The sequence below is a fragment of the Rhizobium sp. 05N49 genome, from assembly GCF_056396805.1.
Genome location: NZ_JBFTME010000003.1, coordinates 179,082 through 202,874, shown reverse-complemented (window position 1 = coordinate 202,874; position 23,793 = coordinate 179,082). Strand labels below are relative to the sequence as shown.

At 59.3% G+C, this 23,793-nt stretch carries 26 protein-coding genes; 15 read left to right on the top strand and 11 right to left on the bottom strand.

Annotated features, from left to right (window positions below; all coding sequences use genetic code 11):
* Positions 1-485 precede the first annotated feature (485 nt).
* From AC1DF8_RS08290 to AC1DF8_RS08265, 6 genes are all read left to right on the top strand, one after another.
* On the top strand, positions 486-713 hold the full coding sequence (locus AC1DF8_RS08290; RefSeq protein ID WP_183881184.1) for a hypothetical protein: 228 nt from the start codon (positions 486-488) through the stop codon (positions 711-713).
* Between the two features lie 168 nt (positions 714-881).
* On the top strand, positions 882-1,784 hold the full coding sequence (gene dapF, locus AC1DF8_RS08285; protein ID WP_477995697.1) for a diaminopimelate epimerase: 903 nt from the start codon (positions 882-884) through the stop codon (positions 1,782-1,784).
* Complete coding sequence (gene mtaB, locus AC1DF8_RS08280; protein WP_113204329.1) at positions 1,781-3,055, top strand: tRNA (N(6)-L-threonylcarbamoyladenosine(37)-C(2))-methylthiotransferase MtaB; 1,275 nt, start codon at positions 1,781-1,783, stop codon at positions 3,053-3,055. The genes dapF and mtaB overlap by 4 nt, the downstream gene beginning before the upstream one ends.
* A gap of 15 nt (positions 3,056-3,070) precedes the next feature.
* Positions 3,071-4,600, top strand: a complete 1,530-nt coding sequence (ftsY, locus tag AC1DF8_RS08275; RefSeq protein WP_477995694.1) for a signal recognition particle-docking protein FtsY — start codon at positions 3,071-3,073, stop codon at positions 4,598-4,600.
* A 58-nt stretch (positions 4,601-4,658) separates the two neighbouring features.
* Positions 4,659-5,303, top strand: a complete 645-nt coding sequence (locus AC1DF8_RS08270) for a septation protein A (RefSeq protein WP_477995692.1) — start codon at positions 4,659-4,661, stop codon at positions 5,301-5,303.
* Entirely contained in the window at positions 5,300-5,887 is a 588-nt protein-coding gene (locus AC1DF8_RS08265) for a DUF2585 domain-containing protein (RefSeq protein WP_112545660.1), read from the top strand. The genes AC1DF8_RS08270 and AC1DF8_RS08265 overlap by 4 nt, the downstream gene beginning before the upstream one ends.
* Here the strand turns inward: AC1DF8_RS08265 and AC1DF8_RS08260 are convergent.
* From AC1DF8_RS08260 to ccmA, 5 genes are read right to left on the bottom strand one after another with little or no spacing between them, the layout of a single operon-like run.
* On the bottom strand, positions 5,884-6,492 hold the full coding sequence (locus AC1DF8_RS08260) for a DsbE family thiol:disulfide interchange protein (protein ID WP_112545659.1): 609 nt from the start codon (positions 6,490-6,492) through the stop codon (positions 5,884-5,886). The genes AC1DF8_RS08265 and AC1DF8_RS08260 overlap by 4 nt on opposite strands.
* Positions 6,489-6,659 carry a heme exporter protein CcmD gene (gene ccmD, locus AC1DF8_RS08255; RefSeq protein ID WP_112545658.1) on the bottom strand — a complete coding sequence of 57 codons (171 nt, stop codon included), beginning with the start codon at positions 6,657-6,659 and terminating at the stop codon, positions 6,489-6,491. Before ccmD ends, AC1DF8_RS08260 begins: the two co-directional genes overlap by 4 nt.
* 2 nt (positions 6,660-6,661) lie before the next feature.
* Positions 6,662-7,423 (bottom strand): heme ABC transporter permease, encoded by a 762-nt coding sequence (locus AC1DF8_RS08250; RefSeq protein ID WP_113204331.1) that lies wholly within the window; start codon positions 7,421-7,423, stop codon positions 6,662-6,664.
* 48 nt (positions 7,424-7,471) lie between these two features.
* Positions 7,472-8,131 (bottom strand): heme exporter protein CcmB, encoded by a 660-nt coding sequence (gene ccmB / locus AC1DF8_RS08245; RefSeq protein WP_112545656.1) that lies wholly within the window; start codon positions 8,129-8,131, stop codon positions 7,472-7,474.
* Entirely contained in the window at positions 8,128-8,772 is a 645-nt protein-coding gene (gene ccmA / locus AC1DF8_RS08240) for a heme ABC exporter ATP-binding protein CcmA (protein WP_477995689.1), read from the bottom strand. Before ccmA ends, ccmB begins: the two co-directional genes overlap by 4 nt.
* Before the next feature lie 260 nt (positions 8,773-9,032).
* On the opposite strand from ccmA, the gene acnA reads away from it, so the two are divergent.
* From acnA to AC1DF8_RS08225, 3 genes are all read left to right on the top strand, one after another.
* Positions 9,033-11,723, top strand: a complete 2,691-nt coding sequence (gene acnA / locus AC1DF8_RS08235) for an aconitate hydratase AcnA (protein ID WP_112545654.1) — start codon at positions 9,033-9,035, stop codon at positions 11,721-11,723.
* Positions 11,724-11,955: 232 nt separating this feature from the next.
* Positions 11,956-12,696, top strand: coding sequence for a DUF1223 domain-containing protein (locus tag AC1DF8_RS08230; RefSeq protein WP_112970795.1), 741 nt, complete (start codon positions 11,956-11,958; stop codon positions 12,694-12,696).
* 273 nt (positions 12,697-12,969) lie between these two features.
* Entirely contained in the window at positions 12,970-13,371 is a 402-nt protein-coding gene (locus tag AC1DF8_RS08225) for a DUF2794 domain-containing protein (RefSeq protein WP_477995686.1), read from the top strand.
* 6 nt (positions 13,372-13,377) lie between these two features.
* On the opposite strand, the gene AC1DF8_RS08220 is transcribed toward AC1DF8_RS08225, so the two are convergent.
* The 4 genes from AC1DF8_RS08220 to AC1DF8_RS08205 all read right to left on the bottom strand — a co-directional run bounded on the left by AC1DF8_RS08220 (position 13,378) and on the right by AC1DF8_RS08205 (position 18,202).
* Positions 13,378-13,935: an N-acetyltransferase family protein gene (locus AC1DF8_RS08220; RefSeq protein WP_477995685.1), complete on the bottom strand. Its 558-nt coding sequence runs from the start codon at positions 13,933-13,935 to the stop codon at positions 13,378-13,380.
* Positions 13,936-14,046: 111 nt separating this feature from the next.
* Positions 14,047-14,775, bottom strand: coding sequence for a Bax inhibitor-1/YccA family protein (locus tag AC1DF8_RS08215; RefSeq protein ID WP_113013307.1), 729 nt, complete (start codon positions 14,773-14,775; stop codon positions 14,047-14,049).
* A 179-nt stretch (positions 14,776-14,954) separates the two neighbouring features.
* A complete protein-coding gene (locus tag AC1DF8_RS08210) occupies positions 14,955-17,498 on the bottom strand; it encodes an ABC transporter permease (RefSeq protein ID WP_477995683.1) in 2,544 nt (847 codons plus the stop codon).
* Entirely contained in the window at positions 17,495-18,202 is a 708-nt protein-coding gene (locus AC1DF8_RS08205) for an ABC transporter ATP-binding protein (RefSeq protein ID WP_477995682.1), read from the bottom strand. The genes AC1DF8_RS08210 and AC1DF8_RS08205 overlap by 4 nt, the downstream gene beginning before the upstream one ends.
* A gap of 73 nt (positions 18,203-18,275) precedes the next feature.
* Between AC1DF8_RS08205 and AC1DF8_RS08200 the strand changes: the two genes are divergently transcribed.
* Positions 18,276-18,920, top strand: coding sequence for an arylesterase (locus tag AC1DF8_RS08200; RefSeq protein ID WP_477995680.1), 645 nt, complete (start codon positions 18,276-18,278; stop codon positions 18,918-18,920).
* Positions 18,921-18,988: 68 nt separating this feature from the next.
* Positions 18,989-19,582 (top strand): RNA 2',3'-cyclic phosphodiesterase, encoded by a 594-nt coding sequence (gene thpR / locus AC1DF8_RS08195; RefSeq protein WP_112545646.1) that lies wholly within the window; start codon positions 18,989-18,991, stop codon positions 19,580-19,582.
* Here thpR and AC1DF8_RS08190 read toward each other — a convergent pair.
* Positions 19,489-19,989, bottom strand: a complete 501-nt coding sequence (locus AC1DF8_RS08190; protein ID WP_477995679.1) for a low molecular weight protein-tyrosine-phosphatase — start codon at positions 19,987-19,989, stop codon at positions 19,489-19,491. The two genes, thpR and AC1DF8_RS08190, sit on opposite strands and share 94 nt — an antisense overlap.
* 34 nt (positions 19,990-20,023) lie before the next feature.
* On the opposite strand from AC1DF8_RS08190, the gene AC1DF8_RS08185 reads away from it, so the two are divergent.
* Positions 20,024-20,329, top strand: coding sequence for a 4a-hydroxytetrahydrobiopterin dehydratase (locus AC1DF8_RS08185; RefSeq protein ID WP_112545644.1), 306 nt, complete (start codon positions 20,024-20,026; stop codon positions 20,327-20,329).
* A gap of 51 nt (positions 20,330-20,380) precedes the next feature.
* On the top strand, positions 20,381-20,773 hold the full coding sequence (locus tag AC1DF8_RS08180; protein WP_477995676.1) for a YkvA family protein: 393 nt from the start codon (positions 20,381-20,383) through the stop codon (positions 20,771-20,773).
* Positions 20,774-20,855: 82 nt separating this feature from the next.
* Here the strand turns inward: AC1DF8_RS08180 and AC1DF8_RS08175 are convergent, their stop codons facing one another.
* On the bottom strand, positions 20,856-21,416 hold the full coding sequence (locus AC1DF8_RS08175) for a sigma-70 family RNA polymerase sigma factor (RefSeq protein WP_112545643.1): 561 nt from the start codon (positions 21,414-21,416) through the stop codon (positions 20,856-20,858).
* Between the two features lie 337 nt (positions 21,417-21,753).
* On the opposite strand from AC1DF8_RS08175, the gene AC1DF8_RS08170 reads away from it, so the two are divergent.
* Together AC1DF8_RS08170 and rlmN are read left to right on the top strand one after the other, a co-directional pair.
* On the top strand, positions 21,754-22,269 hold the full coding sequence (locus tag AC1DF8_RS08170) for an invasion associated locus B family protein (protein WP_029868777.1): 516 nt from the start codon (positions 21,754-21,756) through the stop codon (positions 22,267-22,269).
* Between the two features lie 260 nt (positions 22,270-22,529).
* Positions 22,530-23,765 carry a dual-specificity RNA methyltransferase RlmN gene (gene rlmN, locus AC1DF8_RS08165; protein WP_477995674.1) on the top strand — a complete coding sequence of 412 codons (1,236 nt, stop codon included), beginning with the start codon at positions 22,530-22,532 and terminating at the stop codon, positions 23,763-23,765.
* The last annotated feature ends 28 nt before the right edge of the window (positions 23,766-23,793 follow it).

Here is a 23,793-nt window from a genome sequence, read left to right as displayed (position 1 = left end):
GCTCTTCCTTGATACGTTTCGGGGAGATTTGGGATGTCCCGAACGTCGTGCTTTTCCTTGACGAAAACAAGACGCAAAGCCAAAAAGCACCCGAGGGCGCGACGCGCTGTCGGGTGTTGACCTCCGGAATCCAATGTCCCGGTCGGCGGCTCGGAGTCTTTTACTCGTCGCGTATTTGGGGCGATAAACAGGAAAGCTGCGGGAAAGTCAAGGCGAATGCGTCCGGCGGCGCCGTGGCGGGCTTTTTCCAAACCCGAACGGTAGGCGTGGTGCGGGATAAGACGCCATGCGACCGGTCGCGACGACGGAAGTATATATCTATATATACTAACATATCCACCTTGGAATTCACCGATGTCTGGTAGAATATTTCTATCGCAGACCCGAATTCGCTCTAAAAGCCAGTTGCAAAATATTCCGCTTCTGATTCTACTTTCTACTTAAGTAAATTCTGTAAAATGATTCGTGAATATCCTTGATGTCGAATGAATCGGCGGAGATATCAAATGATAAACCCAGATATAGAAAGCTGGGCGCTGGCACGCGCCCATAATATAGTTCTGAAGGAAGGCCTGAATCTGGCGAAGGCGGCGCAGGATCTGGATCGCAAACGGTCTCGCTTGTTGGTCTATGAGCTCAGAAAGGTCATTACTGCCGCTATTGTTGAAGCGCATGCGGCGTCCCTCAGTTCCGACGGCCCGGCGGCGCGCTAGATCCGGATACTGTCTGGTTTCCATAGCTTGGCTTTGCCGTATCCGGCCTGATTTCGCGGACTTCGCCGTTGCGCGTAAGAAGAAGGACGAAGCTCGCCTGGCGCTCACCCACTGGTAATCCCTGAGCATTTCCGCCATATACAGCCGAAACGCAGCGGAAACAGTCAGATGAGCAAAACGGTCGAATTCGCGAAGATGAACGGGCTTGGCAACAAGATCCTGGTCGTCGACATGCGCGGGCGGAGCGACAGGGTGGCGTCACAGGCTGCCATCGCGCTCAATGCCGATACCGAGACGCAGTTCGACCAGATCATGGCGATCCATGATCCAAAGGCGGATGGCACCGATGCCTATATCGACATCCTCAATTCCGACGGATCCAAGGCGCAGGCCTGCGGCAACGGAACTCGCTGTGTCGTGCAGGCGCTCGCCACCGAGACCGGCAAGAAGGCTTTCACCTTCCAGACGGTTGCCGGCATCCTGAATGCCGTCGAACATGAGGACGGCACGATATCCGTTGACATGGGGCGGCCGGTCTTCGACTGGAACCGGATCCCACTTGCGGAAGAATTCCACGATACGAGCCGTATCGAACTGCAGATCGGGCCGATCGATAATCCTGTCCTGCATTCGCCCTCGGCCCTGTCGATGGGCAATCCGCATGCGATCTTCTGGGTCGATCGCGATCCCATGAGCTTCGATCTCGAACGGTTCGGTCCGCTGCTTGAAAACCACCCGATCTTTCCGGAAAAGGCCAATATCACGCTGGCGCAAGTCATCTCGGACTCGGCGCTGCGGACACGCACCTGGGAGCGGGGTGCGGGGCTGACGCTTGCCTGCGGTTCGGCCGCCTGTGCATCTGCCGTCAGTGCGGCGCGTACCGGCCGCACCGGTCGCAAGGTGACGATCGACGTCGCGTCCAGCCCGATCCGCCAGCCACTGACGATTGATTGGCGCGAAGACGACCATGTCGTCATGACCGGCCCTGCCGAATGGGAATGGTCCGGCACGGTCGACCCGACGACCGGCTCATGGTCACGCGATGCGGTACCCGGAGCGGAAGTGCGGTGAGCGGCGTCGAGGTCATTACCTTCGGCTGTCGTCTCAATATCTATGAATCCGAAGTCATGAGATCGCAGGCCGAAGCGGCCGGGCTCAACAATGCCATCCTGGTCAACACCTGCGCTGTGACCGGCGAGGCCGTGCGTCAGGCCCGTCAGGCGATCCGCCGCGCGCGTCGCGACAATCCACATGCCCGCATCATCGTTACCGGTTGTGCCGCCCAGACCGAAAAGCAGACCTTTGCCGAAATGGCGGAGGTCGATGCCGTGCTTGGCAACGAGGAGAAGCTGAAGGCAGCCTCCTATCGTGCGCTTCCGGATTTCGGTGTTTCAGCCGAAGAGAAGCTGCGCGTCAACGACATCATGAGCGTGCGCCATACGGCGCCACAGATGGTGAGACATATAGACGGTCATGTCCGGGCCTTCATCCAGGTGCAGAATGGATGCGATCACCGCTGCACTTTCTGCATCATCCCCTATGGTCGCGGCAATTCGCGTTCCGTGCCAATGGGTGCAGTGGTCGATCAGGCGCGCAACCTCGTCGACAGCGGTTATCGCGAAATCGTGCTGACCGGGGTCGATGCCACGAGTTATGGCGCCGATCTTCCGGGTGAGCCAACGCTTGGGCTGCTCGCAAAGACGCTCCTGAAGCAGGTGCCTGATATTCGTCGACTGCGACTGTCTTCCATCGACAGTATCGAGGTCGATCGGCATCTCATGGATCTGATCGCAGACGAGCCGCGCTTCATGCCGCATCTGCATCTTTCCCTGCAGCATGGCGACGACATGATCCTCAAGCGCATGAAACGCCGACATCTCCGGGCCGACGCTCTGCGTTTCATCGAAGACGTGCGCCGGCTGCGGCCGGAGATCAGCTTTGGCGCGGACATGATCGCCGGCTTCCCGACAGAGACCGAAGATATGTTCGAGAATTCTGTGCGGCTGGCCGAAGAAGCCGAGATCGCGCATCTGCATGTCTTTCCCTATAGCCCGAGAGCCGGCACACCTGCCGCGCGCATGCCGCAGCTCGATCGCGCTCTCATCAAGGATCGCGCCGCCCGGCTGCGCGCCACTGGACAGATGCTGCACCAGCGCCATCTGGACAAGATGGTTGGAACGCGGCAGTGGCTGCTGGTGGAAAACAACGGTCTTGCGCATACGGAAAACTTCACGCTCGTCACGGTTCCCGGTCTTCGCCCGCGCGATATCGTCGAAGTGAAGATCACCGGCCACAATGGCAAGTATCTTGATATGCAATTGACGGCTGCTGCGGCAGCCTGACTTCACGGACAACTCATGGCGCTCAGTTTCATCAAAAAGGTCTTCACCTTCGGCAAGCCGACGGACGAGCCCGTGCCGGAGGCCGTGGAAAGGGAGCTGGAGCCGCGCTCGCGTGACGAAGATCTGCCGCTTGCTGCCGATCCAGTTCTTGCCGAAGAAATGGAAACCGCCGGCGGTCCGGCCGCAGATGTCGGGCAGGATGGCGCGATGGACCCGGAGCCCGTTGAGGCCGAGCCGGAATTACTGCCGCCCGTCGATGATCTGGGTGACATGGGCGTCGTACCTTTGTCTCTTCTAGAGGCGGAAGCGGAAGCAAATGCCGATGACGATGCATCGGCGCCCTCCTCTGTCGTCTTGGATCATCTCCCCCGCACGGAGGGAGATCGTTTTGAGGATGCCGCTGCCCCTGTAGAGGAAGGCCGGGTCGACCCCACGGAGGTGTTCCCGGAAGAGATTCCTGTTCGAGACGCGCAGGAGGCTCCGCTTGAGGTAGAGCCAAGTTCCCGATCCTTGCCAGAGGGGGAAGGTATCGTGTCCGACGAACAAGTCGCGGACCCTGTTCTTCCCAAAGGCTTCGCCACCGGATCCCTCGCCGAACCCGAGCCTCTGGTCACTCCGCAGCCGAGGCTTTCGTGGTTTCAGCGCCTGCGCAATGGTCTGGCGCGGACCTCCTCGCAGCTTACCGGTCAGATTGCAGCACTCTTCACCAAGCGTAAATTGGATGACGACACGCTGCAGGATCTCGAAGATCTGCTGATCCAGGCCGACCTCGGCGTCGAGACTGCAATGCGCGTCACCGATACGCTCGCTTCCGAACGTTATGGCAAGGACGTCACCGGCGAGGATGTGAGCCGCATCATGGCAACCGAAATCGCCAAGGTGCTGAAGCCCGTCGCCAAGCCCCTGCAGCTCGATCTGTCGCACAAGCCGCATGTCATCCTTGTTGTCGGCGTCAACGGCACCGGCAAGACGACAACGATCGGCAAGCTTGCGGCGAAGCTCTCTGGTGCTGGCCTCAAGGTGATGCTGGCCGCCGGCGATACATTTCGCGCCGCTGCCATCGAGCAGCTGAAAATCTGGGCCGATCGCACCAAATCCGAATTCATCGGTACCAAGCTCGGCGCGGATGCGGCGGGCCTTGCCTATGATGCGTTCGAGCAGGCAAAGGCCAGGAAATGCGATGTTCTGATCATTGATACGGCTGGGCGCCTGCAGAACAAGGCGGAGCTGATGGCAGAACTGGAGAAGATCGTGCGCGTGCTCGGCAAGCTTGACCCCGATGCGCCACACACTGTTCTCCAGACACTGGATGCGACGACGGGCCAGAATGCGCTCAATCAGGTCGAGATCTTCCGCAATATCGCCGGTGTCAGCGGGCTGATCATGACCAAGCTTGACGGCACGGCGCGCGGCGGCATTCTGGTGGCGATCTCCGCCAAGCACAAGCTGCCGGTCTATTTCATCGGTGTCGGGGAAGGGGTGGACGATCTCGAACCGTTCGAGGCCGAGGATTTTGCGCAGGCTATTGCCGGCATCGGCCAGTGATGCCACAGATTAGCCGTTGATGGCTTGCATGCATTGCAAAAAGCAGGTTTGAAAGAGCATGACGACTGAAAGCGATATTACTCCGAGCGCCGCAGACCGGCATCATCCGCTTCTGAAACTGGCGCTGGAACTCGGGCCGCTTATGGTCTTTTTCTTTGCCAATCTGCGTGGGGAATGGCTCGTCGCCCGTTTTCCGACGTTAGCTGAGCTCGGCGGTCCGCTCTTCGTGGCGACCGGGCTTTTCATGGGAGCAACCATTCTCTCGCTGGTGGTTTCCAAGGTCGTGCTCGGCCATCTGCCGATCATGCCCTTCGTTTCCGGCATCGTCGTGTTGATCTTCGGTTCGCTGTCGATCTGGCTGCAGAATGAAACCTTCATCAAGATGAAGCCGACGATCGTCAATGCGCTTTTCGGCTCTACCCTGCTTGGCGGTCTCGCCTTCGGCAAGTCGCTGCTCGGTTATGTCTTCAACGCGGCCTTCCAGCTCGATGCGGAAGGTTGGCGCAAGCTGACGATCCGCTGGGGCATCTTCTTCCTGTTCCTTGCGGTGCTGAACGAGGTCGTCTGGCGTAATTTCTCTGACAATTTCTGGATCGCCTTCAAGGTCTGGGGCACGATGCCGATCACCATCATCTTCACCATGGCGCAGATGCCGCTGGTGCTGAAGCACAGCATTTCCACCGAGGCTGAAAGCGAGAAGTGACTGTCATCGACGGCGCCGACCGGTCACGGCATCAGATCTTCTGGTTTTCCGCCTGTTTCGCGGTTCTGATCCTCCAGATCATTGCCGAATATATGATGGGCCGGGTGCCGATCTGCACTTGCGGCTACATCAAGCTGTGGGAAGGCACGGTCAATTCCAGCGGCAATTCCCAACATCTGTCCGACTGGTACACGCCGTCGCATATCATCCATGGCTTCCTGTTTTACGGGCTGGCGCATCTCGTGCTTCGCGGCAAGCCGCTTGCGGCGCGCCTGTTTCTAGCCGTTGTCATCGAATCCGGCTGGGAGCTTCTGGAGAATTCGCCTCTGATCATCGATCGCTACCGAACCGCGACGATCTCGCTCGATTACTATGGCGACAGCATCATCAATTCGGCGATGGATACGATCTTCATGGCCGTCGGCTTCTTTTTCGCTTCAAGAGCGCCGGTGGCGTTGACGGTGGCAATCGCGATCTTCTTCGAGATTTTCACCGGCTACGTGATCCGCGACAATCTCACGCTGAACGTGATTATGCTGATCTGGCCCGTCGAGGCGATCAAGATATGGCAGGGCGGCGTCTAGGAAACAGGCTTGCCCAGCGCCTTTTCGATTGCTGGAAAGAGGCCTTCCCTGAGGCTGATATCGTCGAAGGGGCCGACACGCTTATAAATGATCGTGCCGTCAGGTGCGACGAGATAGCTCTCCGGAATGCCGTAGACACCCCAGTCGATCGCCGCCTTGCCGTTCGGATCGATGCCGATGGCGTGGTAGGGATTGCCGAGCTCACCGAGGAAACGCAAGGCGTTCTCGTTCTTATCCTTGTAGTTGATCGCGACGATGTTCAGTCGCCCGTCCTCGGCAAGCTGCTTGAGAAGGGGATGCTCGTCACGGCAAGGGATGCACCAGGAGGCAAAGACGTTGACGAGTGTGAGCTTGCCCTTGATTGCCTCATCCGTCAGTGCCGGCAGGTTGGAGCCCTCGAGCGGCGGCAGGTTCAGTGACGGCGCCTTGGTACCGATCAATGCGGAGGGGATTTCGGCGATGTTCTTGCCATGGAAATCCTGGTCGTAGAGCATTTTAGCCGCCGTTGCGGCGATGCCGCCGAAGACGACGAGCGGGATCAGTGCAAAAGCATAGCGGCTGAAGCCGCCGCTCCTCGGCCTACTTTCTTGCGGGGTTTCGGTCATTCGGCGTCCTTCGGTCGGGCGGAACGGCGGCGGATGCCGGCGGCTTCGAGTGCTGCCAGTTCCTTCTGACGCGCGCGCCCGTCAGCCCAGGTCCAGAGCGTCACTGCAAGTGTCACCAGTGCGGCGAAACCATAAGAGCCGTAGACGTAGAAAGCGTAGGAACCCACCGCTATTCCTCCCGGTTTGCCATACGCGCGGCCATGCGACGCTGGGAGGCGATACGGCGTCGCCAGATCTCGTTTCTCATTGCCATCAGATGCAGCGTGAAGAAGAGCAGGGTGAAAGCAATCGCCATGACCAGCAGCGGGCGCAGGAATTCCGGATCGATTGCTGGTCCGTCGAGGCGCAGAACGCTTGCCGATTGATGCAGCGTATTCCACCAGTCGACCGAGAACTTGATGATTGGAATGTTGACGAAGCCGACGAGGATGAGGATGGCAGTGACGCGAGCAGCCTTGGAAGGCTCGTCCATGGCGCGGTTGAGCGCGATCAGGCCGAGATACATCAAGAAGAGAATAAAGACGGACGTGAGCCGCGCATCCCAAACCCACCACGTACCCCACATGGGTTTGCCCCAGAGGGAGCCGGTAACCAGCGCAAGCAGGGTGAAGGCGGCGCCGAGTGGAGCGGCAGCCTTGGCCGCAACATCGGCCAGCGGATGGCGCCAGACCAGCGTGCCGATCGCCGAAATGCTCATGATCGTGTAGCACATCATGGAAAGCCAGGCGGAGGGAACGTGCACATACATGATGCGTACCGTTTCGCCCTGCTGGTAGTCGCCTTCGGTCGAGAAACTCAGATAGAGGCCGATGATGAAACAGAGGGCCGTGATGCCGGCCAGCCATGGAATGACGCGCGATGCCAGCGCCAGAAACCGCGTCGGGTTGGCGAGATCGCTGAATTTGCTGATGGCAAGGCTCGTTTCGCTCATATCCGCTTCCTTACCTTGATCCGCTGGGAGCCGCAATCGAAGCGCGGATCAATCCGCCGTGTTTCTAAGTGCCAGTGCGGCGGCAGCCGGGCCTATCACCGCAAAGAAGAGTGTCAGGGCAATGAGTATCAGAAACGGCGGCAGAAAGGGTGACGGTCCAACCACTGCCGCGTAGGTGGCGCTGACACCGAAGATCAGCACTGGGATCGTCAGCGGCAGGATGAGTACCGAGACCAGCAGTCCGCCTCGGGGCAGCGCGACGGCAACGGCTGCACCGACGGCACCGATGAAGGTGATTGCCGGCGTGCCGACGAGGAGGGTGAGCATGGTGGCGCCGATCGCCGTCTCATTCATATTCATGAAGAGCCCGAGCAGCGGCGAGGCAATGACCAGCGGCAGGCTGGTTGCCGTCCAGTGCGCGGCGCATTTGACGAGCACCGTCAGAACCAGGGGTGTGTCCTGCATCAGCATCAGGTCGAGTGAGCCGTCGTCTCGCTCCGCCTGGAACAGGCGATCGAGCCCGAGAAGGGCGGCGAGCAGTGCGCCAATCCAGACGATGGCAGGCCCGATGCGCGAGAGAAGCGCCAGATCAGGGCCGACACCGAAGGGAATGACAGCAACGACAGTAAGGAAAAAAAGAATGCCGATGAGCGCGCCGCCGCCGGCGCGAACGGAAAGCTGGAGGTCGCGGAGAAAGAGGGCGATCATCCCCACACTCCCTGCTCGACGCCGGCAAAGCCGGCCATTCTCATTTCCCTGGCCCTTTCCAGTCCAAGAGGTTGATGCGTCGCGGCGACGACAATCCCGCCTTCCGTCAAATGCGCTTCGATCAGTTGCGCAAACAGCCTGTCCGCATTCGCATCCAGCGCTGCGGTCGGCTCGTCCAGGATCCAGACTGGGCGATGGGAAACCAGAAGCTTGGCGAAGGCGAAGCGGCGCTGCTGGCCGGCTGAGAGGTAGCCGAAGGGCAAGTGCGTGATGCCGGACAGGCCGACGGCTTCCGCGGCCTCTTCGGTGCCCAGGCCAGTTCTCGTGCCAGAACCCAGGAAGGATCGCCAGAAATCCAGATTTTCTGCAACCGTAAGTTCCGTCTTCATGGCATTCCGATGGCCAAGGTAGTGGCTCGCTTCGGCCGCCGGACGACTTTCGCCGGCTGGCGAATCACTGACTGTAACGGAGCCTTTTTCGGGCCTCAAAAGACCGGCCACCACGCGCAATAAAGTGGACTTTCCCGATCCGTTTTTGCCTGTCAGGATCAGTGCCTCGCCGGGATGCAAGTGAAAGGAAACGTTAACGAAAATCAGATCTTCCCCGCGCCGGGCCGCCAGATTTTCAGCGATGAGATGCATGCATCGGCTCTTTCTTCGTTGGCGCTCTCAGGCGGGCTCAAAAAATGTCCAATTTTGACCTTGTCGCTATGGCAAGTCTTTACGAAATTATCTATAAGACCTGCAACCACGCCAGCGGTCGGCGTGAATATCATCCTTGCGCCGAACTTGAGGTTTCTCCTCACGTGCGGACAGCGGAAATGGCCGTACCCGCATCCTGATGTGCATTAAGTGCATAGGCGTTCGCACGACTGTGTTGGCTATCAGAAACGGGGTCTCTCGTGTCTAAATCTCTTGACAGTTTCAATTGTCGGTCCACGCTTTCCGTTGGTGGAAAGGACTACGTCTACTACAGCCTGCCGAAGGCTGAGGCAAACGGCCTGCCCGGCGTTTCGAAGCTCCCTTATTCGATGAAGGTGCTGCTGGAAAACCTGCTGCGCTTCGAAGACGGCCAGTCGGTCACCAAGGAGCACATCCTCGCCGTCGCCGAATGGCTGAACAACAAGGGCGCCGTCGAGAACGAGATCGCCTATCGCCCGGCGCGTGTGCTGATGCAGGACTTCACCGGCGTTCCCGCCGTCGTTGACCTTGCCGCAATGCGCGACGCGATGGTTTCCCTCGGTGGCGATCCGGAAAAGATCAACCCGCTCGTTCCCGTCGACCTCGTCATCGACCATTCCGTCATTGTCGACGAATTCGGCACGCCGCAGGCTTTCGCTAAGAATGTCGAGCTGGAATACCAGCGCAACGGCGAGCGTTACCGCTTCCTGAAGTGGGGTCAGCAGGCGTTCAAGAACTTCCGCGTCGTTCCTCCGGGCACCGGCATCTGTCACCAGGTCAATCTCGAATATCTCGGCCAGACCGTCTGGACGAAGGAAGAGGACGGCGAGACGATCGCCTATCCCGACACCTGCGTCGGTACCGACTCGCATACGACGATGATCAACGGCCTCGGCGTTCTCGGCTGGGGTGTCGGCGGTATCGAAGCTGAAGCCGCCATGCTCGGCCAGCCGGTTTCGATGCTGCTGCCTGAGGTTATCGGCTTCAAGCTGACTGGCAAGCTCAAGGAAGGCGTCACCGCGACCGACCTCGTTCTGACCGTCGTGCAGATGCTGCGCAAGAAGGGCGTCGTTTCCAAGTTCGTCGAATTCTTCGGCCCGGGCATGGACAACATGCCGCTCGCCGACCGCGCGACGATCGGCAACATGGGTCCGGAATATGGCGCAACCTGCGGCTTCTTCCCGGTCGATGGCGAAACCATCAACTACCTCACGATGTCCGGCCGTACGCATGACCGAATCGCACTCGTCGAAGCCTATTCCAAGGCACAGGGCATGTGGCGCGATGGCGACGGTTCCGACCTCGTCTTCACCGACACCCTGGAACTCGACCTCGGCGACGTCGTTCCCTCGATGGCCGGCCCGAAGCGTCCGGAAGGCCGCATCGCACTCGAAAACATCGCCACCGGTTTCGCCGGCTCGATGGATGCCGACTACAAGAAGCCCGGCCAGCTCAATAACCGCTATGCGGTCGAAGGTACGGATTTCGATCTCGGCCATGGTGACGTGGCGATTGCCGCCATCACCTCCTGCACCAACACGTCCAACCCGTCGGTTCTGATCGCTGCCGGCCTTCTCGCCCGCAACGCCGTTGCCAAGGGCCTTAAGACCAAGCCGTGGGTCAAGACCTCGCTTGCTCCCGGATCGCAGGTCGTCGGCGAATATCTCGCCAAGTCCGGCCTGCAGGCCGATCTCGACAAGCTCGGCTTCAACCTCGTCGGCTTCGGCTGCACGACCTGCATCGGCAATTCCGGTCCGCTGCCGGCACCGATCTCCAAGACGATCAACGACAAGGGCCTGATCGTTTCCGGCGTGCTCTCCGGCAATCGCAACTTCGAAGGCCGTATCTCGCCGGACGTTCAAGCGAACTACCTCGCTTCGCCGCCGCTGGTCGTCGCCTACGCGCTCGCCGGCACGGTGCAGAAGGATCTGACCAAGGAGCCGATCGGTGAAGACCAGAACGGCAACCCGGTCTATCTGAAGGACATCTGGCCGACGTCGCACGAAGTGCAGGACTTCATCCAGAAGTACGTCACCCGCGAACTCTACGAAACGAAGTATGCCGACGTCTTCAAGGGCGACGAAAATTGGCAGGCCGTTCAGGTTCCTCCGGGCCAGACCTATGCCTGGGACGACGATTCGACCTACGTCCAGAACCCGCCGTACTTTGTCGGCATGGGCAAGAAGGGCACCGGCACATCCGACATCAAGGGTGCACGTGTTCTCGGCCTCTTCGGCGACAAGATCACCACCGACCACATTTCTCCGGCCGGTTCGATCAAGGCTGCGTCGCCGGCAGGCGCCTACCTGCTCGGCCATGACGTCGCCGTCGCCGACTTCAACCAGTACGGAACGCGCCGCGGCAACCATGAAGTCATGATGCGCGGCACCTTCGCCAATATCCGCATCCGCAACTTCATGCTTGGCGCGAACGGCAAGGAAGGTGGCTACACCATCCACTACCCGTCCAAGGAAGAGACCTCGATCTACGATGCGGCCATGCAGTACAAGGCCGAGGGCGTTCCGCTCGTCATCTTCGCTGGCGTGGAATATGGCAATGGCTCGTCGCGTGACTGGGCTGCGAAGGGCACGAACCTGCTCGGCGTCAAGGCCGTGATCGCCCAGAGCTTCGAGCGCATTCACCGTTCGAACCTCGTCGGCATGGGTGTCATCCCCTTCGTCTTCGAAGAGGGCACGACCTGGCAGAGCCTCGACCTGAAGGGCGACGAACTCGTCACCATCGAGGGCCTCGAAAACATCAAGCCGCGCGAAAAGAAGATCGCCAAGATCACCTATGCCGACGGCACGGTGAAGGACGTTCCGCTGGTGTCGCGCGTCGACACGCTGGACGAGGTTGTCTACCTCAACAATGGCGGCATCCTGCAGACGGTTCTGCGCGATCTCGCAGCCTGATTTTTAAGATACTTGACTGATAATGACCGCCGGAGAGCAATTTCCGGCGGTTTTTCTTTGCGCAAAACAGGTCGGTATCACCGCTCACGCCGATGTGTTTCAGCAGCCTGCGGCCTGGGGCTTCGTCTCACCCGTTCGTGACTTTGCGTTTGGAGCCGGAAGGATTATTCGTACGTTCATATCTCAGAGCCGGCGGTCAGGATTGCCGGCACTGAAAAAGAGGTGCTGGTGAATGTCCCCGCGTTTTATGATCCCGCTGATCGTCGGGCTTGCTTTTGCAGGTCCTCTCATGGCCGAAGACGGCACGCCGAAAGGCGTCGTCGAACTGTTCACGGCGCAGGGCTGCGCCTCCTGTCCGCCTGCCGATGCTGCATTCCGCAAGCTCGTCAGCCAGGGCAACGTCATCGCGCTCGCCTATCATGTTGACTATTGGAATTATCTCGGCTGGGCAGACACGTTGAGCTCGAAGGAAAATACCGAGCGGCAGTATGGCTATGCCCGTATGATGGGGCGCAGCAACGTCTATACGCCCCAGGCTATCGTCAATGGCCGGGACCATCTCGCAGGTGCCGATCTTGCCGGTATCAACGGCAAGATAAATGGCTATGCCAACGATGGCAAAGGCCTGACCGTGCCTGTCAGCGCCCACATGCGTGGCGACGAAATGGAGATCAAGCTGGGTGCGGGCCAGGGCAAGGCCAATGTCGTCATGGTCTATTTCGACAAGGAAAAAACGATCGACGTCGAGAAGGGCGAAAACAGCGGCCAGAAGATCTCGTACCTCCACAGTGTCACCGACGTGGAGACCGTCGGCATGTGGGATGGCAAGGCCACAACGCTCACTCTGCCGGCGAGCGTCATGGAAAAACCGGATCTCGAGGGATCAGCGATTCTCTTGCAGTCTGTGACTGACAACGGCGATCCGGGAGCGATCCTCGGCGCGACGGTCGTCATGGCAGGAAAAAATATATAAGGATTTCATTCGCTTGCGGATGAAAGTTAGGCGGCCCGGCAAAGCGTATTCGGGGCTGGGGTTAAGGTCGATACGCTCCGCCGGGCCCTTTGGCGCGCTGGCGCCAAACTGGAGCCTATAGTTCTCTTGCAAATGAGGCGCTGTTTTGTCTGAATTGCGGCACCGCCGAGAAAGCCGGTTTCGTCCCCAGTGTGATAGTCGGCGCCCTTGCAATTTGTCGTGGCTCGGGCAAACTGTCACCCTCCTGTCACACGTGGAGGTCTTGGGAGTCTGATGACAGATACGCCGGATTTGCGACACGGCGAAAGCCGCTCCGTCGACAATAGCTCTTCAACCGTCGTTGATCTCAAGGAATACAGACAAAACAAGGACCCGATGCCGGTGACATTTCACCGGCGGGAACTCGACCAGATTCTGTGGATCTACGGCCGCATGGTCGGCGAGGGCGAGTGGAAAGACTACGCGATCGACCATACCAGGGAGAAGGCGGTATTCTCCGTCTTCAAGCGTTCAGGCGAAATGCCGCTCTTCCGCATCGAGAAGAACCCTAAGCTTGCCGCCAAGCAGGGCGCCTATTCGGTGGTAAACTTCAACGGCGTGATCCTGAAGYGCGGCCACGAACTTGGGCCTGTTCTGAAGGTTTTCGACAAGTCGCTGAAGCTCGTCGACAAATAGGCCATATCATCCCTTGATCAGGGTGCCTGGATAGGCCTCGGGATCGGGATGGGTTTCTGTTCCTTCGCCAAGCCTGCGCTGCATCAGCATCGTATCCAGCCAACGGCCGTGCTTGTAGCCGGCACCTTTCATCAGACCGATCTCTTCGAAACCCAGCGACCGGTGAAGCGCGATCGATGCCGCGCTCGCGCCGCCGATGACGGCTGTCATCTGGCGGAAGCCAGAGACGGTGCAGCGTGAAATCAGCTCTCCGAGGAGCAACTTGCCGATGCCCTTTCCGCGCGCCTCCGTGCCGAGATAAATCGAATCCTCGACCAGCCAGCGATAGGCCGGACGGGTGCGGAATGCCGATGCATAGGCATAACCGAGCAGCGTTCCGTCCTCGGCCGTTGCGGCAATATAAGGATAGGACTGCTCCCTGATAGCGCAGTAGCGGGCCGTCATTTCCGCTTCGGTCGGGGGCACGATCTCGTAGCTCGACGTGCCGTTCAGTACGGACTCGCGATAGATTTCGGTAATGGCAGGAAGATCGGAGGGAAGAGCGTCGCGCAGGAGAGGGGGCATTTCGGATCGATCGGCACGGTTGGATGACAGCCCACGTTGAAGCATTCCAGCGAGGTGCCCGCAACAAAAAAGGCGGCCGAAGCCGCCTTTTCGTGTTTCAGTCCAGCCTGCTTACTTGCGGTTGCCCATGAACTGCAGCAGGAACATGAAGAGGTTGATGAAGTCGAGGTAGAGCGTGAGGGCGCCCATGATGGCCTTGCGACCAGCGACGTCATAACCGTCTGCTTCATAATACATTTCCTTGATCCGCTGGGTATCGTAGGCGGTGAGGCCTGCGAAGATCAGCACGCCGATCACGGAGATTGCGAACTGCAGGGCCGACGAAGCCAAGAAGATGTTGACCAGCGAAGCGATGATCAGGCCGAAGAGACCCATGATCAGGAACGAGCCCATCGCCGACAGGTCACGCTTGGTCGTGTAGCCGTAGAGCGACAGCGCACCGAAGGACGCGGCGGTCACGAAGAAGGTCTGCGTGATGCTCGACTGCGTGTAGATCAGGAAGATCGACGACAGGGAGAGACCGACCAGTGCAGCATAGACCCAGAAGGTTGTCTGAGCCGCAGCCACGCTCATGCGGTTAATGCGGAAGCTCAGGAAGAAGACCGCCGCAAGAGGCGCAAGGATCACAACCCAGCGCAGGGGCGACTGGTACAGGACCTGGCCGAACTGGGTGAGCTGGCCGTCCTGGACGGCGAAGGTAAATGCGAAATAGGCGGCCAAACCAGTGATCGCCAGACCCAGCGCCATCAGGTTGTAGACCTTGAGCATATAAGCGCGGAGGCCTTGATCAATCACTTCGCCGGTTTGTGCACGGCTTTGGTAGTTACGAAGATCAGCCATAGTTTCCTCTTACAAGCTCCGATGGAAATACGGTGTCGGGTTTACGACCCGGGCGCCGCTGCGGAGCTTCCAGCATGCCTGCTGACAATATGAGGCTTTCGCCCTTTTCAAACAAGGCCTTTGCAATCTGCCGCTCGGTTAAATCGCCGTAAGGTGAAGGGATTTAAGCCCCTTGCCCGTCACAGCTCGCGCAAAACGGGTGCCGCCTTCTGCCCGAGGATGCGCCAGGTGCCGATCAGGCCGATGCCGACGGTCAATACAAGGGCGGTGACAAGCGTGAGACCCGCGACATCAGGCATGAAGCTGGAGGGCAGGCGCATGATGCGACTGACAATGAACCAAGCAGCGACACCGCCGGCAAAGAGCGCGAAAATCGCAGTGGCAACACCAAGGATGAGATATTCGTAGCTGAAGGCACGGATCAGCATGGCCCTCGTCGCGCCAAGCGTTTTCAGCACCACAGCATCATGAGTGCGCGCTCGATTTCCGGCGGCAAGTGCGCCGGCCAGCACGAGAACGGAGGCGATGAGTGCAACGGATGCTGCAGCGCGGATGGCGGTCGCAAGCTCGCCGACCAACTGGTTGACGATATCGATCGCGTCCTTGACACGCACGCTGGTGATGGTCGGATAGGCATTGGTCACGGATTTCAGGATCGCAGCGTCCTCCGCCTCGGTCGAGGCAGGGTCGGTCAGTGTCGCCAGCCACGCATGCGGGGCACCACGGAAGGTGTTCGGCGAGAAGACCATCACGAAGTTGATCGACAGCGATTCCCACTCGACCCGCCGCAGATTGGCGATCTTGGCCGTGATGTTGCGGCCGAGGACATTGACAGTCACGGTATCGCCGATCTTCAGCCCGAGTTCATGCGCTTCTTCCGCGGAAAAGGAAACGAGCGGCTCGCCACTGTAATCCTTTGGCCACCATTGACCTTCGACAAGTGTCGAATTTTCCGGCGCGCTTTCCTCGTAGGTGATGCCGCGGTCGCCGTTGAGCACCCAGCGGCCGGCCGCCGGAACATTCATCTTGGTCACGTCCTGGCCGTTAAAGGCGATGATGCGGCCGCGCAGCATCGGTACTTCCACCAGTTTGCCATTTGGTGATCGGGTGTGGATCAGGTTGCGGAAGGTATCGAGTTCGGAGCCCTGGATATCAACGAAGAAGAAATTCGGCGCGCCTTCATTCATGCGGCCGGTCAATTGCTGGCGCAGATTGCCGTCGATCAGCGTCAGCGTCACGAGCAGCGCAAGGCCGAGACCGAGCGAGAGAACGACGGAGGGCGTCAGTGCTCCGGGGCGATGGATGTTGCCGATCGCCAGCCGCAGCGCCGGCGAGTTCACGCGCGGGCTTCTACGCGCCACCCAGGCGATCAAAGCCGCGACCAGCCGCAGGATGACGAAGGCGAAAATGATGGCGCCGACAAAAACCACAGCGATGAAGCGATCATAGGCGGTAAAGATGGCGAGGCCTGCGAGTGCTGCCATGAAGAGCACGGCCAGCAGCACATAAGGCCAGGAGGGCAGGCGGCGTGCCTCGAAACCCTGTTCGCGGAAGAGTGCGGTTGCCGGCACCTCGCGCGCATGGCCGAGCGGCAGGATGGCAAAGGCAAGCGTCGTGAGCATGCCGAAGAGGGCCGCAAGAAGCAGAGCGCCGGGATAGAGCGTCGGATCGGTGGAAACCGGCAGGAACTGGGCAAGGAACTGCGCAGCCAGCATTGGTGACAATGCCCCGAACACGAGACCGATCAAGATGCCGGCAGCCGCGATAATGCCGATCTGGAAGAGATAGATCCAAACAACGACGGCGGCGGGCGCGCCCAGGCATTTGAAGGTGGCGATCGTCGTTCGCTTGGCATCAAGGAAGGCGCGAACCGCGTTGGCGACGCCGACGCCGCCGACGATCAATGCGGTGAGGCCGACCAGCGTGAGGAACTGCGAGAAGCGGGTGATGTTTTCCGTCAGTGACGGGGCGGCGCGATCGCTGGTCCGGATCGACCAGCCGGCTGACGGGAATTCCCTGGTGGCGCGCGCCTGGATGCCGCTCATCGTGCTGCGGTCTTCCAGCTTGATCTTGTAGACATGCTCCACAAGGCTGCCCGTCTGGATCAGGCCCGAAGCCTGCAGTGCGTTTCGGCTTATGAGCATGCGAGGGGCGAAGCCGAAACCTTCCGAGAGCGCATCGGGCTCGGTCTTGACCGTGCCTGTGATGCTGAGCTTGACGTTGCCGAGCAGCAGTTCGTCGCCGATCTGCAATCCCAACCGCTCCAGCAACAGCGGCGCAACGACCGCGCCGTATGTGYCGCCTTCTCCTGACAGCAGGGAGGAGAGCGGATAATTCGGCTGCGCTTCAAAAGTGCCGTAGAGCGGATAGGCACCGTCGACGGCCTTCACCTCGACCAGCGCCTGATCCGAACCATCGGGCTTGCGGGCCATTGAGCGCAGACCGGTGGAAACGGAGACCTCGCCGAGGCCGCGGAGGAAATTCATCTCCTCTGGCGTGGCTTCGCGGTTGTTGAGCTCGAAGCGGACATCACCTGCCAGAAGCTCCTGCCCCTGCGAAGCGATCGTATCGGTGATCGATTGCGAGACCGAGTTGACGGCAGCGATTGCGGCGGTGCCGAGTGCGATGCAGGCGAGGAAGATGTAAAAGCCCTTCAGGCCGCCGCGCAGCTCGCGCAGGGCCAGACGGAAGGCGAGCGAGATATGCGGCGTGACGATCGTCATGCAATCGCCGCCTCGGACTGGCGGACGGCGCTGTCGCCCTCGATGCGTCCGGAGCGGACGCGGATCTGGCGCGAGCAGCGATTGGCGAGACCAATATCGTGGGTGACGAGCAGCAAGGTCATACCGCGTTCGGCCTGTTTGGAAAACAGGAGATCAGCGATCTGCCGTCCGGTATCGGTATCGAGATTGCCGGTTGGTTCGTCGGCGATCAGCAGGGCAGGTGACGGCGCGAGCGCACGGGCGATTGCAACACGCTGCTGTTCACCGCCGGAGAGCTGACCAGGATAGTGGTTCAGACGTTCGGCGAGCCCCACGGATGCCAACTCACGGCGAGCGATCTCGAAGGGATTGGGTACATTGGCGAGCTCGAGGGGGACGGCGACATTTTCCAGCGCCGTCATATTGGCGATCAGATGGAAGGACTGGAAGACGATGCCGATGTTGCGGCCGCGGAAATCGGCGACCTGATCCTCGCTCAGCGTGTGCAGGGGCGTATCGTTGATATTGATTTCGCCGCTGTCGAGTTTCTCAAGGCCTGCAAGCACCATCAGCAGCGTGGACTTGCCGGAGCCCGAGGGGCCGACGATACCGACGGATTCGCCGGCGCTGATCTCCAGATCGATGCCTTTCAGCACATGCACGGAGGCAGCAGCATTACCGAGCGTCAAATCGGCGTGTTTCAGATCGATGATGGTTTTGGCCAACAGAAATCGCCCTATATAAGTTCCGTAACCGAATGGCCGCATAACGGCACCTAGCCAATCTAGGGAAAGCATTATGAGATTTAAAGTTGCCGCCCTTCACTTCGCTGTCATCGTCTTCTCCCTGATTTTCTCGACGGTTGCGCAAGCACGCACGGTCAATCTGGTCGGTTTCGGCGACAGCCTGATGGCGGGCTACCAGCTGCCGCCGGGCGACGGCTTTCCTGAAAAGCTGCAGGCGGCTCTGAAGGCCAAGGGGATCGATGTTTCGATCACCAATGCCGGCGTCTCGGGCGACACAACCACGGGCGGGCTTGCGCGAATCGATTGGTCCGTTCCTGACGGAACCGATGGGGTGATTCTCGAACTCGGGGCCAATGATGCGCTTCGCGGCATCCCTCCGGATCAGAGTGAAAAGAATCTCGACCAGATGATAAGCCGGTTAAAAGAGCGCGGCATTGCGGTATTGCTTGCCGGCATGATGGCACCGCCGAACATGGGTGCGGACTATGCCGAACGCTTCAACCCGATCTACCAGAAACTTGCGGAAAAACATGGGGTTGAACTCTATCCATTTTTTCTCGACGGCGTGGTCCTGGATGCTGGCCTGAAACTCGACGACGGCATGCATCCCAACGCCAAGGGGGTGGACGTTATGGTGGAAAAGATGGAACCAGCTGTCACGAAATTCGTTGGAACGATTTCTTCTGTGAAGAAATAGGGGCTTGCACAGGTTTGTAATGCGTGATTCCGTGTGAGCACCTGCAAAAGATTCGGGGAGTGCTCGTTATGCCGAGACTATTTACCGCCCTCGAAATTCCGCGCAATGCGGCGATGAGCCTGTCATTGTTGCGCGGTGGTCTTCCCGGAGCTCGATGGATCGATGTGGAGAATTACCACATCACACTTCGCTTCATCGGCGATGTCGACGGACGCACGGCAGACGAAATCGTCGAGCGCCTCGATCGTATCGACCGGCCGGAATTCCAGCTCCGGCTTGAGGGCATCGGCTCCTTCGGCTCCAAAAAACCCCATTCGATCTGGGCGGGAGTTTCTCCTTCGCCGGAAATGTACGCCCTGCAGGGCGAGATCGAGCGGATCTGCCAGCGTATCGGCCTGCCGCCCGACCCGCGCAAGTTTACGCCGCATGTCACCCTTGCCAGGCTGAAATATTCCCGTGTCGATGATGTCGTCCAGTACCTCGCCGGCCGCGGCAACTTCCAGACCTCGACCTTCACCGTACCGCGCTTCGTGCTTCTGTCGTCGCGCGAATCGGTTGGCGGCGGACCCTACCTCACCGAGGAGGTGTTCCCACTCCACGAACCGCTGATGGCACCGAGCCTCTCGACCAGCGTGCTGCAGCCACTGAAGAGCCTGGCATAAACGAACTCGAAGTCTTCCCGGTCGCCATAATAGGGATCGGGAATATCTTCCCCGGTGTCGAGCGCGAAATCGCCGAAAAGGTGGATATTTTCCCGGTCGGGGGAACGCCGGCGCAGTTCAGAGACATTCGACCGGTCCATGGCGAGGATCAGATCGAAATCGTCAAAATCCTCGAGCAATATCTTGCGGGCGCGTTGCCCGGAAATGTCGATGCCATGTGCGCTTGCGGCGGCGATCGAGCGTCGGTCGGGAAGTTCTCCCTGATGCCAGCCGCCGAGGCCGGCGGAATCGACGCGGAACGCATCGCCAAGGCCTGCCTCATCCGCGATATGGCTGAATATTCCCTCGGCAAGTGGAGAGCGGCAGATATTGCCCATGCAAACAAAGAGGATGCTGATACGTTTCATCTGAGAACCTGGCGAAGGATGGAAGGAGCATGGCATGAAAAGGGAAAAGCTGGAAAGACCGGTGATCAGCCAATTGCTTGGCGAGCTCAAGGGCTGGACGCTCGATGATGCGGCGGGCTCGATTTCGAAGACGTTCAAATTCGGCAGCTTCGTCGAAGCTTTCGGCTTCATGGCCGAATCGGCACTTGCTGCGGAAAAACTCAACCATCATCCGGAATGGTTCAACGTTTATTCCCGAGTCGAGGTCAAGCTCAACACGCATGATGCCGGCGGGCTGACTGAGCTGGATTTCAAGCTTGCAAAGGCCATGGACAAGGCTGCAGCGCCGCGAGTTGATTGAAACGGTTTCGGTCGTCACCATATGTTCGGAGCGACCACAAGGGATATCGGGATGGACGAGGTCAAATACGGAGAAATCCTGTTGCCGGGCGACGAGGATACGCAGAACCRTCGTGAAAAGACGGTGCGGCAGAAATTCTGGCCGACCTTTCGCCGTGCCGTACGTCAAATTCCATTCTCACGCGATGTGGTTGCCGGTTTCTATTGCGCGCTTGATCCGCAGACGCCAACCAGGGTGCGCGGCGTTCTCCTGGCAGCGCTTGCCTATTTCGTCATGCCGGTCGATATCATCCCCGATATCTTTGCCGTAATCGGCTTTTCGGATGATGTCGCCGTCCTGTCGGCAGCCTTTGCCATGGTGAGGGGCAATATCCGGCCAAGCCATTACGAGGCGGCCGATCGCGTTCTCGCCGACCGTTCCGAAGACGGGATGAAGACGATTTAAATCGCGTCCCGATTTTTCAGATGCGCCTGCTCCGCCGGACCCTTGTTTTGACGCCTGTCGTCATCGCAAACCGCCGCACGCTTCAGACCTCTTCCCGCTCCAGCAGGTTTCTCAGCTTGCCGAAGGCGAGCCTGATGCGCGATTTTACCGTGCCGAGTGGCAGGCCGGTCGCGTCAGCGATTTGCGAATGCGACTGGCCAAGAAAGAAGGCAGCCTGGAGAAGTGCCCGCTGCTCCTCGGGCAATTGACTGACGGCGTCGCGCACCTGCGCGTCGCGATCGTCATTGGCGACGATTTCGTCGGCACGCATTTCCTCGGGCGGCTGCAGCGTCGGATCCTCGCCATCGAGAACACGAACCCGGGCGCGGCGCTGCTGATCGATGCGACGGTTCCGCGCGATGCGGAAAAGCCAGGTGGAAAGCGAGGAGCGGCTGGGATCGTAGAGAGCGGCCTTGTGCCAGAGAACGATCATGATCTCCTGAACCAGTTCCTCTGCCTCGCCTGATGTCATCTTCTGGCGCATCAGCCATGATTTCAGGCGCGGTGCGAAATAGTCGAACAGAACGGAGAATGCGGACTCGTCGCGCTGATCGGCAACGGCCTTTGCGAGGGCAGCGAAACGCTGTCTTTCCTCGGCATCCATATCCCCTCACGCACTCCCTACGACACAGATTTCGTCCTGAATTTCCACACCTTAATGAGGTACAACGGATTTGAGAAAGGTCAAACTCTTGCCTGAATCTTTGTGTCTTAAATTCACCCGAACCGATGGCTCAGCCCATCACGACAGAGCGTGACACAGGCGCCGCTGTCGGGTTCAGACGTTAACGGTCGGGCGAAAATGAAACAGGCAGATACAATTCGCAGCCATTGTTGACCATTTGGTAACCTGAATTAAGTCAAAATAAAGCAGATCGTGATTATGCGCCGCCCGCAATGATCGCTTCGGGCCTTGAACCGCAAGAACCGGCAGGAATTCCATGTTCGTAAAAAGTATCGTATCCGCTTTCGCCCTCACAGTTGCTATGACCGGAGTGGCGGCAGCGCAGCAGGCGGCAGCAGCACCGACCCGCATCCAGCAGTTCCAGGCATGGGGCGCCTACTCCTACAAGTCAGGTGCATCCACCGTCTGCTACGTGCTTTCGGTACCGACTGCAAAGCAGCCGGCAAGCGTCGACCACGGCGACAATTTCTTCATCGTGTCGCAGCGCCCAGGCCAGAACATCTCCTATGAGCCGCAGGCTATGATGGGCTATTCGCTGCAGGAAAACTCCAAGGTAAATGTTGTCATCGACAACAAGACCTTCGTGATGTTCACCAAGGACAAGGCTGCGTGGGTCGAGAACGCCGCGCAGGAGCCGGCGCTCGTCGCAGCCATGAAGACGGGCCATTCGATGACCGTCAACGCTGTCTCGCGCAAGGGCACCGGCACGTCCTACAGCTATTCGCTCTCTGGTATTTCGGCTGCACTGAAGCAGATCGAAAGCTGCAAGTAAGTTCGATTGCTTGAGGCAATGTTTCGAAGGCCGGCCTTGCGCCGGCCTTCGTCGTTTCCATCTATAGGGACGCCTCCATCTCTCGTGACGCGGGTCTAGTGACGTGGAGGCAAATTGATGCTAAAGCGGCGCGCAACTGCGGAAGGATGGCGAATTCATCGCCGCTCCGCCCATTCATTTCTGCAATCATGCGTCACCGGCCCCGTAAGTCTTCCGGCTTTCCGGGATGGTTGCCATGTTGAGTTCGGGATTAGAAGATTATGTCCGTTATGGATGCGATGACCGTTGCCAAGCCCGCCGGACGGGCGCCTCTCGGTACTGAGCTTGCGCCAAAACCCTCGCTGATCGGATTGACGCGCGAGGAAATGGGTACGGCGCTGCGCGAAAAAGGTGTGCCGGACAAGCAGATCAAGATGCGTGTCTCGCAGCTCTGGAACTGGATCTATGTGCGCGGCGTGTCCGACTTCGACCACATGACGAATGTCGCCAAGGACATGCGCGAGATGCTGAAGCAGCATTTCACCATCGCCCGGCCCGAAATTGTCGAAGAGCAGATTTCCAACGACGGCACGCGCAAATGGCTGTTGCGTTTTCCGCCGCGGGGTGCCGGCCGTCCGGTCGAGATCGAGGCCGTCTATATTCCCGAGGAAGGGCGCGGCACGCTCTGCATTTCCAGCCAGGTCGGCTGCACGCTCACCTGTTCCTTCTGTCACACCGGCACGCAGCGGCTGGTTCGCAACCTCACAGCCGAGGAAATCCTCTCCCAGCTTCTGCTCGCCCGTGATCGGCTCGGCGATTTCCCTGACCGCGACGTGCCTGTCGGCGCCATGGTGCCGTCGGAAGGCCGCAAGGTCAGCAATATCGTGATGATGGGCATGGGCGAGCCGCTCTATAATTTCGATGCCGTCAAGCAGGCGCTGCTGATCGCGACGGATGGTGAWGGTCTTTCACTGTCCAAGCGCCGTGTAACGCTTTCCACGTCTGGTGTCGTACCCGAGATCCTGCGCACCGGCGAAGAAATCGGTGTGATGCTGGCGATCTCGCTGCATGCGGTGCGTGATGACCTGCGCGACATTCTCGTGCCGATCAACAAGAAGTATCCGCTGAAGGAACTGATCGAAGCCTGCCGGAACTATCCCGGTCTTTCGAATGCGCGGCGCATTACGTTCGAATATGTGATGCTGAAGGACGTCAATGACAGTCTGGAAGACGCCAAGGGGTTGATCCAGCTCCTGAAGGGCGTGCCGGCGAAGATCAACCTCATCCCCTTCAACCCCTGGCCGGGCACGAACTATCAGTGTTCCGACTGGGCGCAGATCGAGAAATTTGCCGATTTCATCAATTCGGCGGGTTACGCTTCGCCGATCCGCACGCCGCGCGGCCGCGATATTCTCGCTGCCTGCGGTCAGTTGAAGTCGGAATCCGAACGCATGCGCAAGACCGAGCGTCTTGCCTTTGAAGCCATGATGATCGCCAACCACGGCGCAGACGACTGATCAGCAAGTTTGATCGTCGCAACAAATC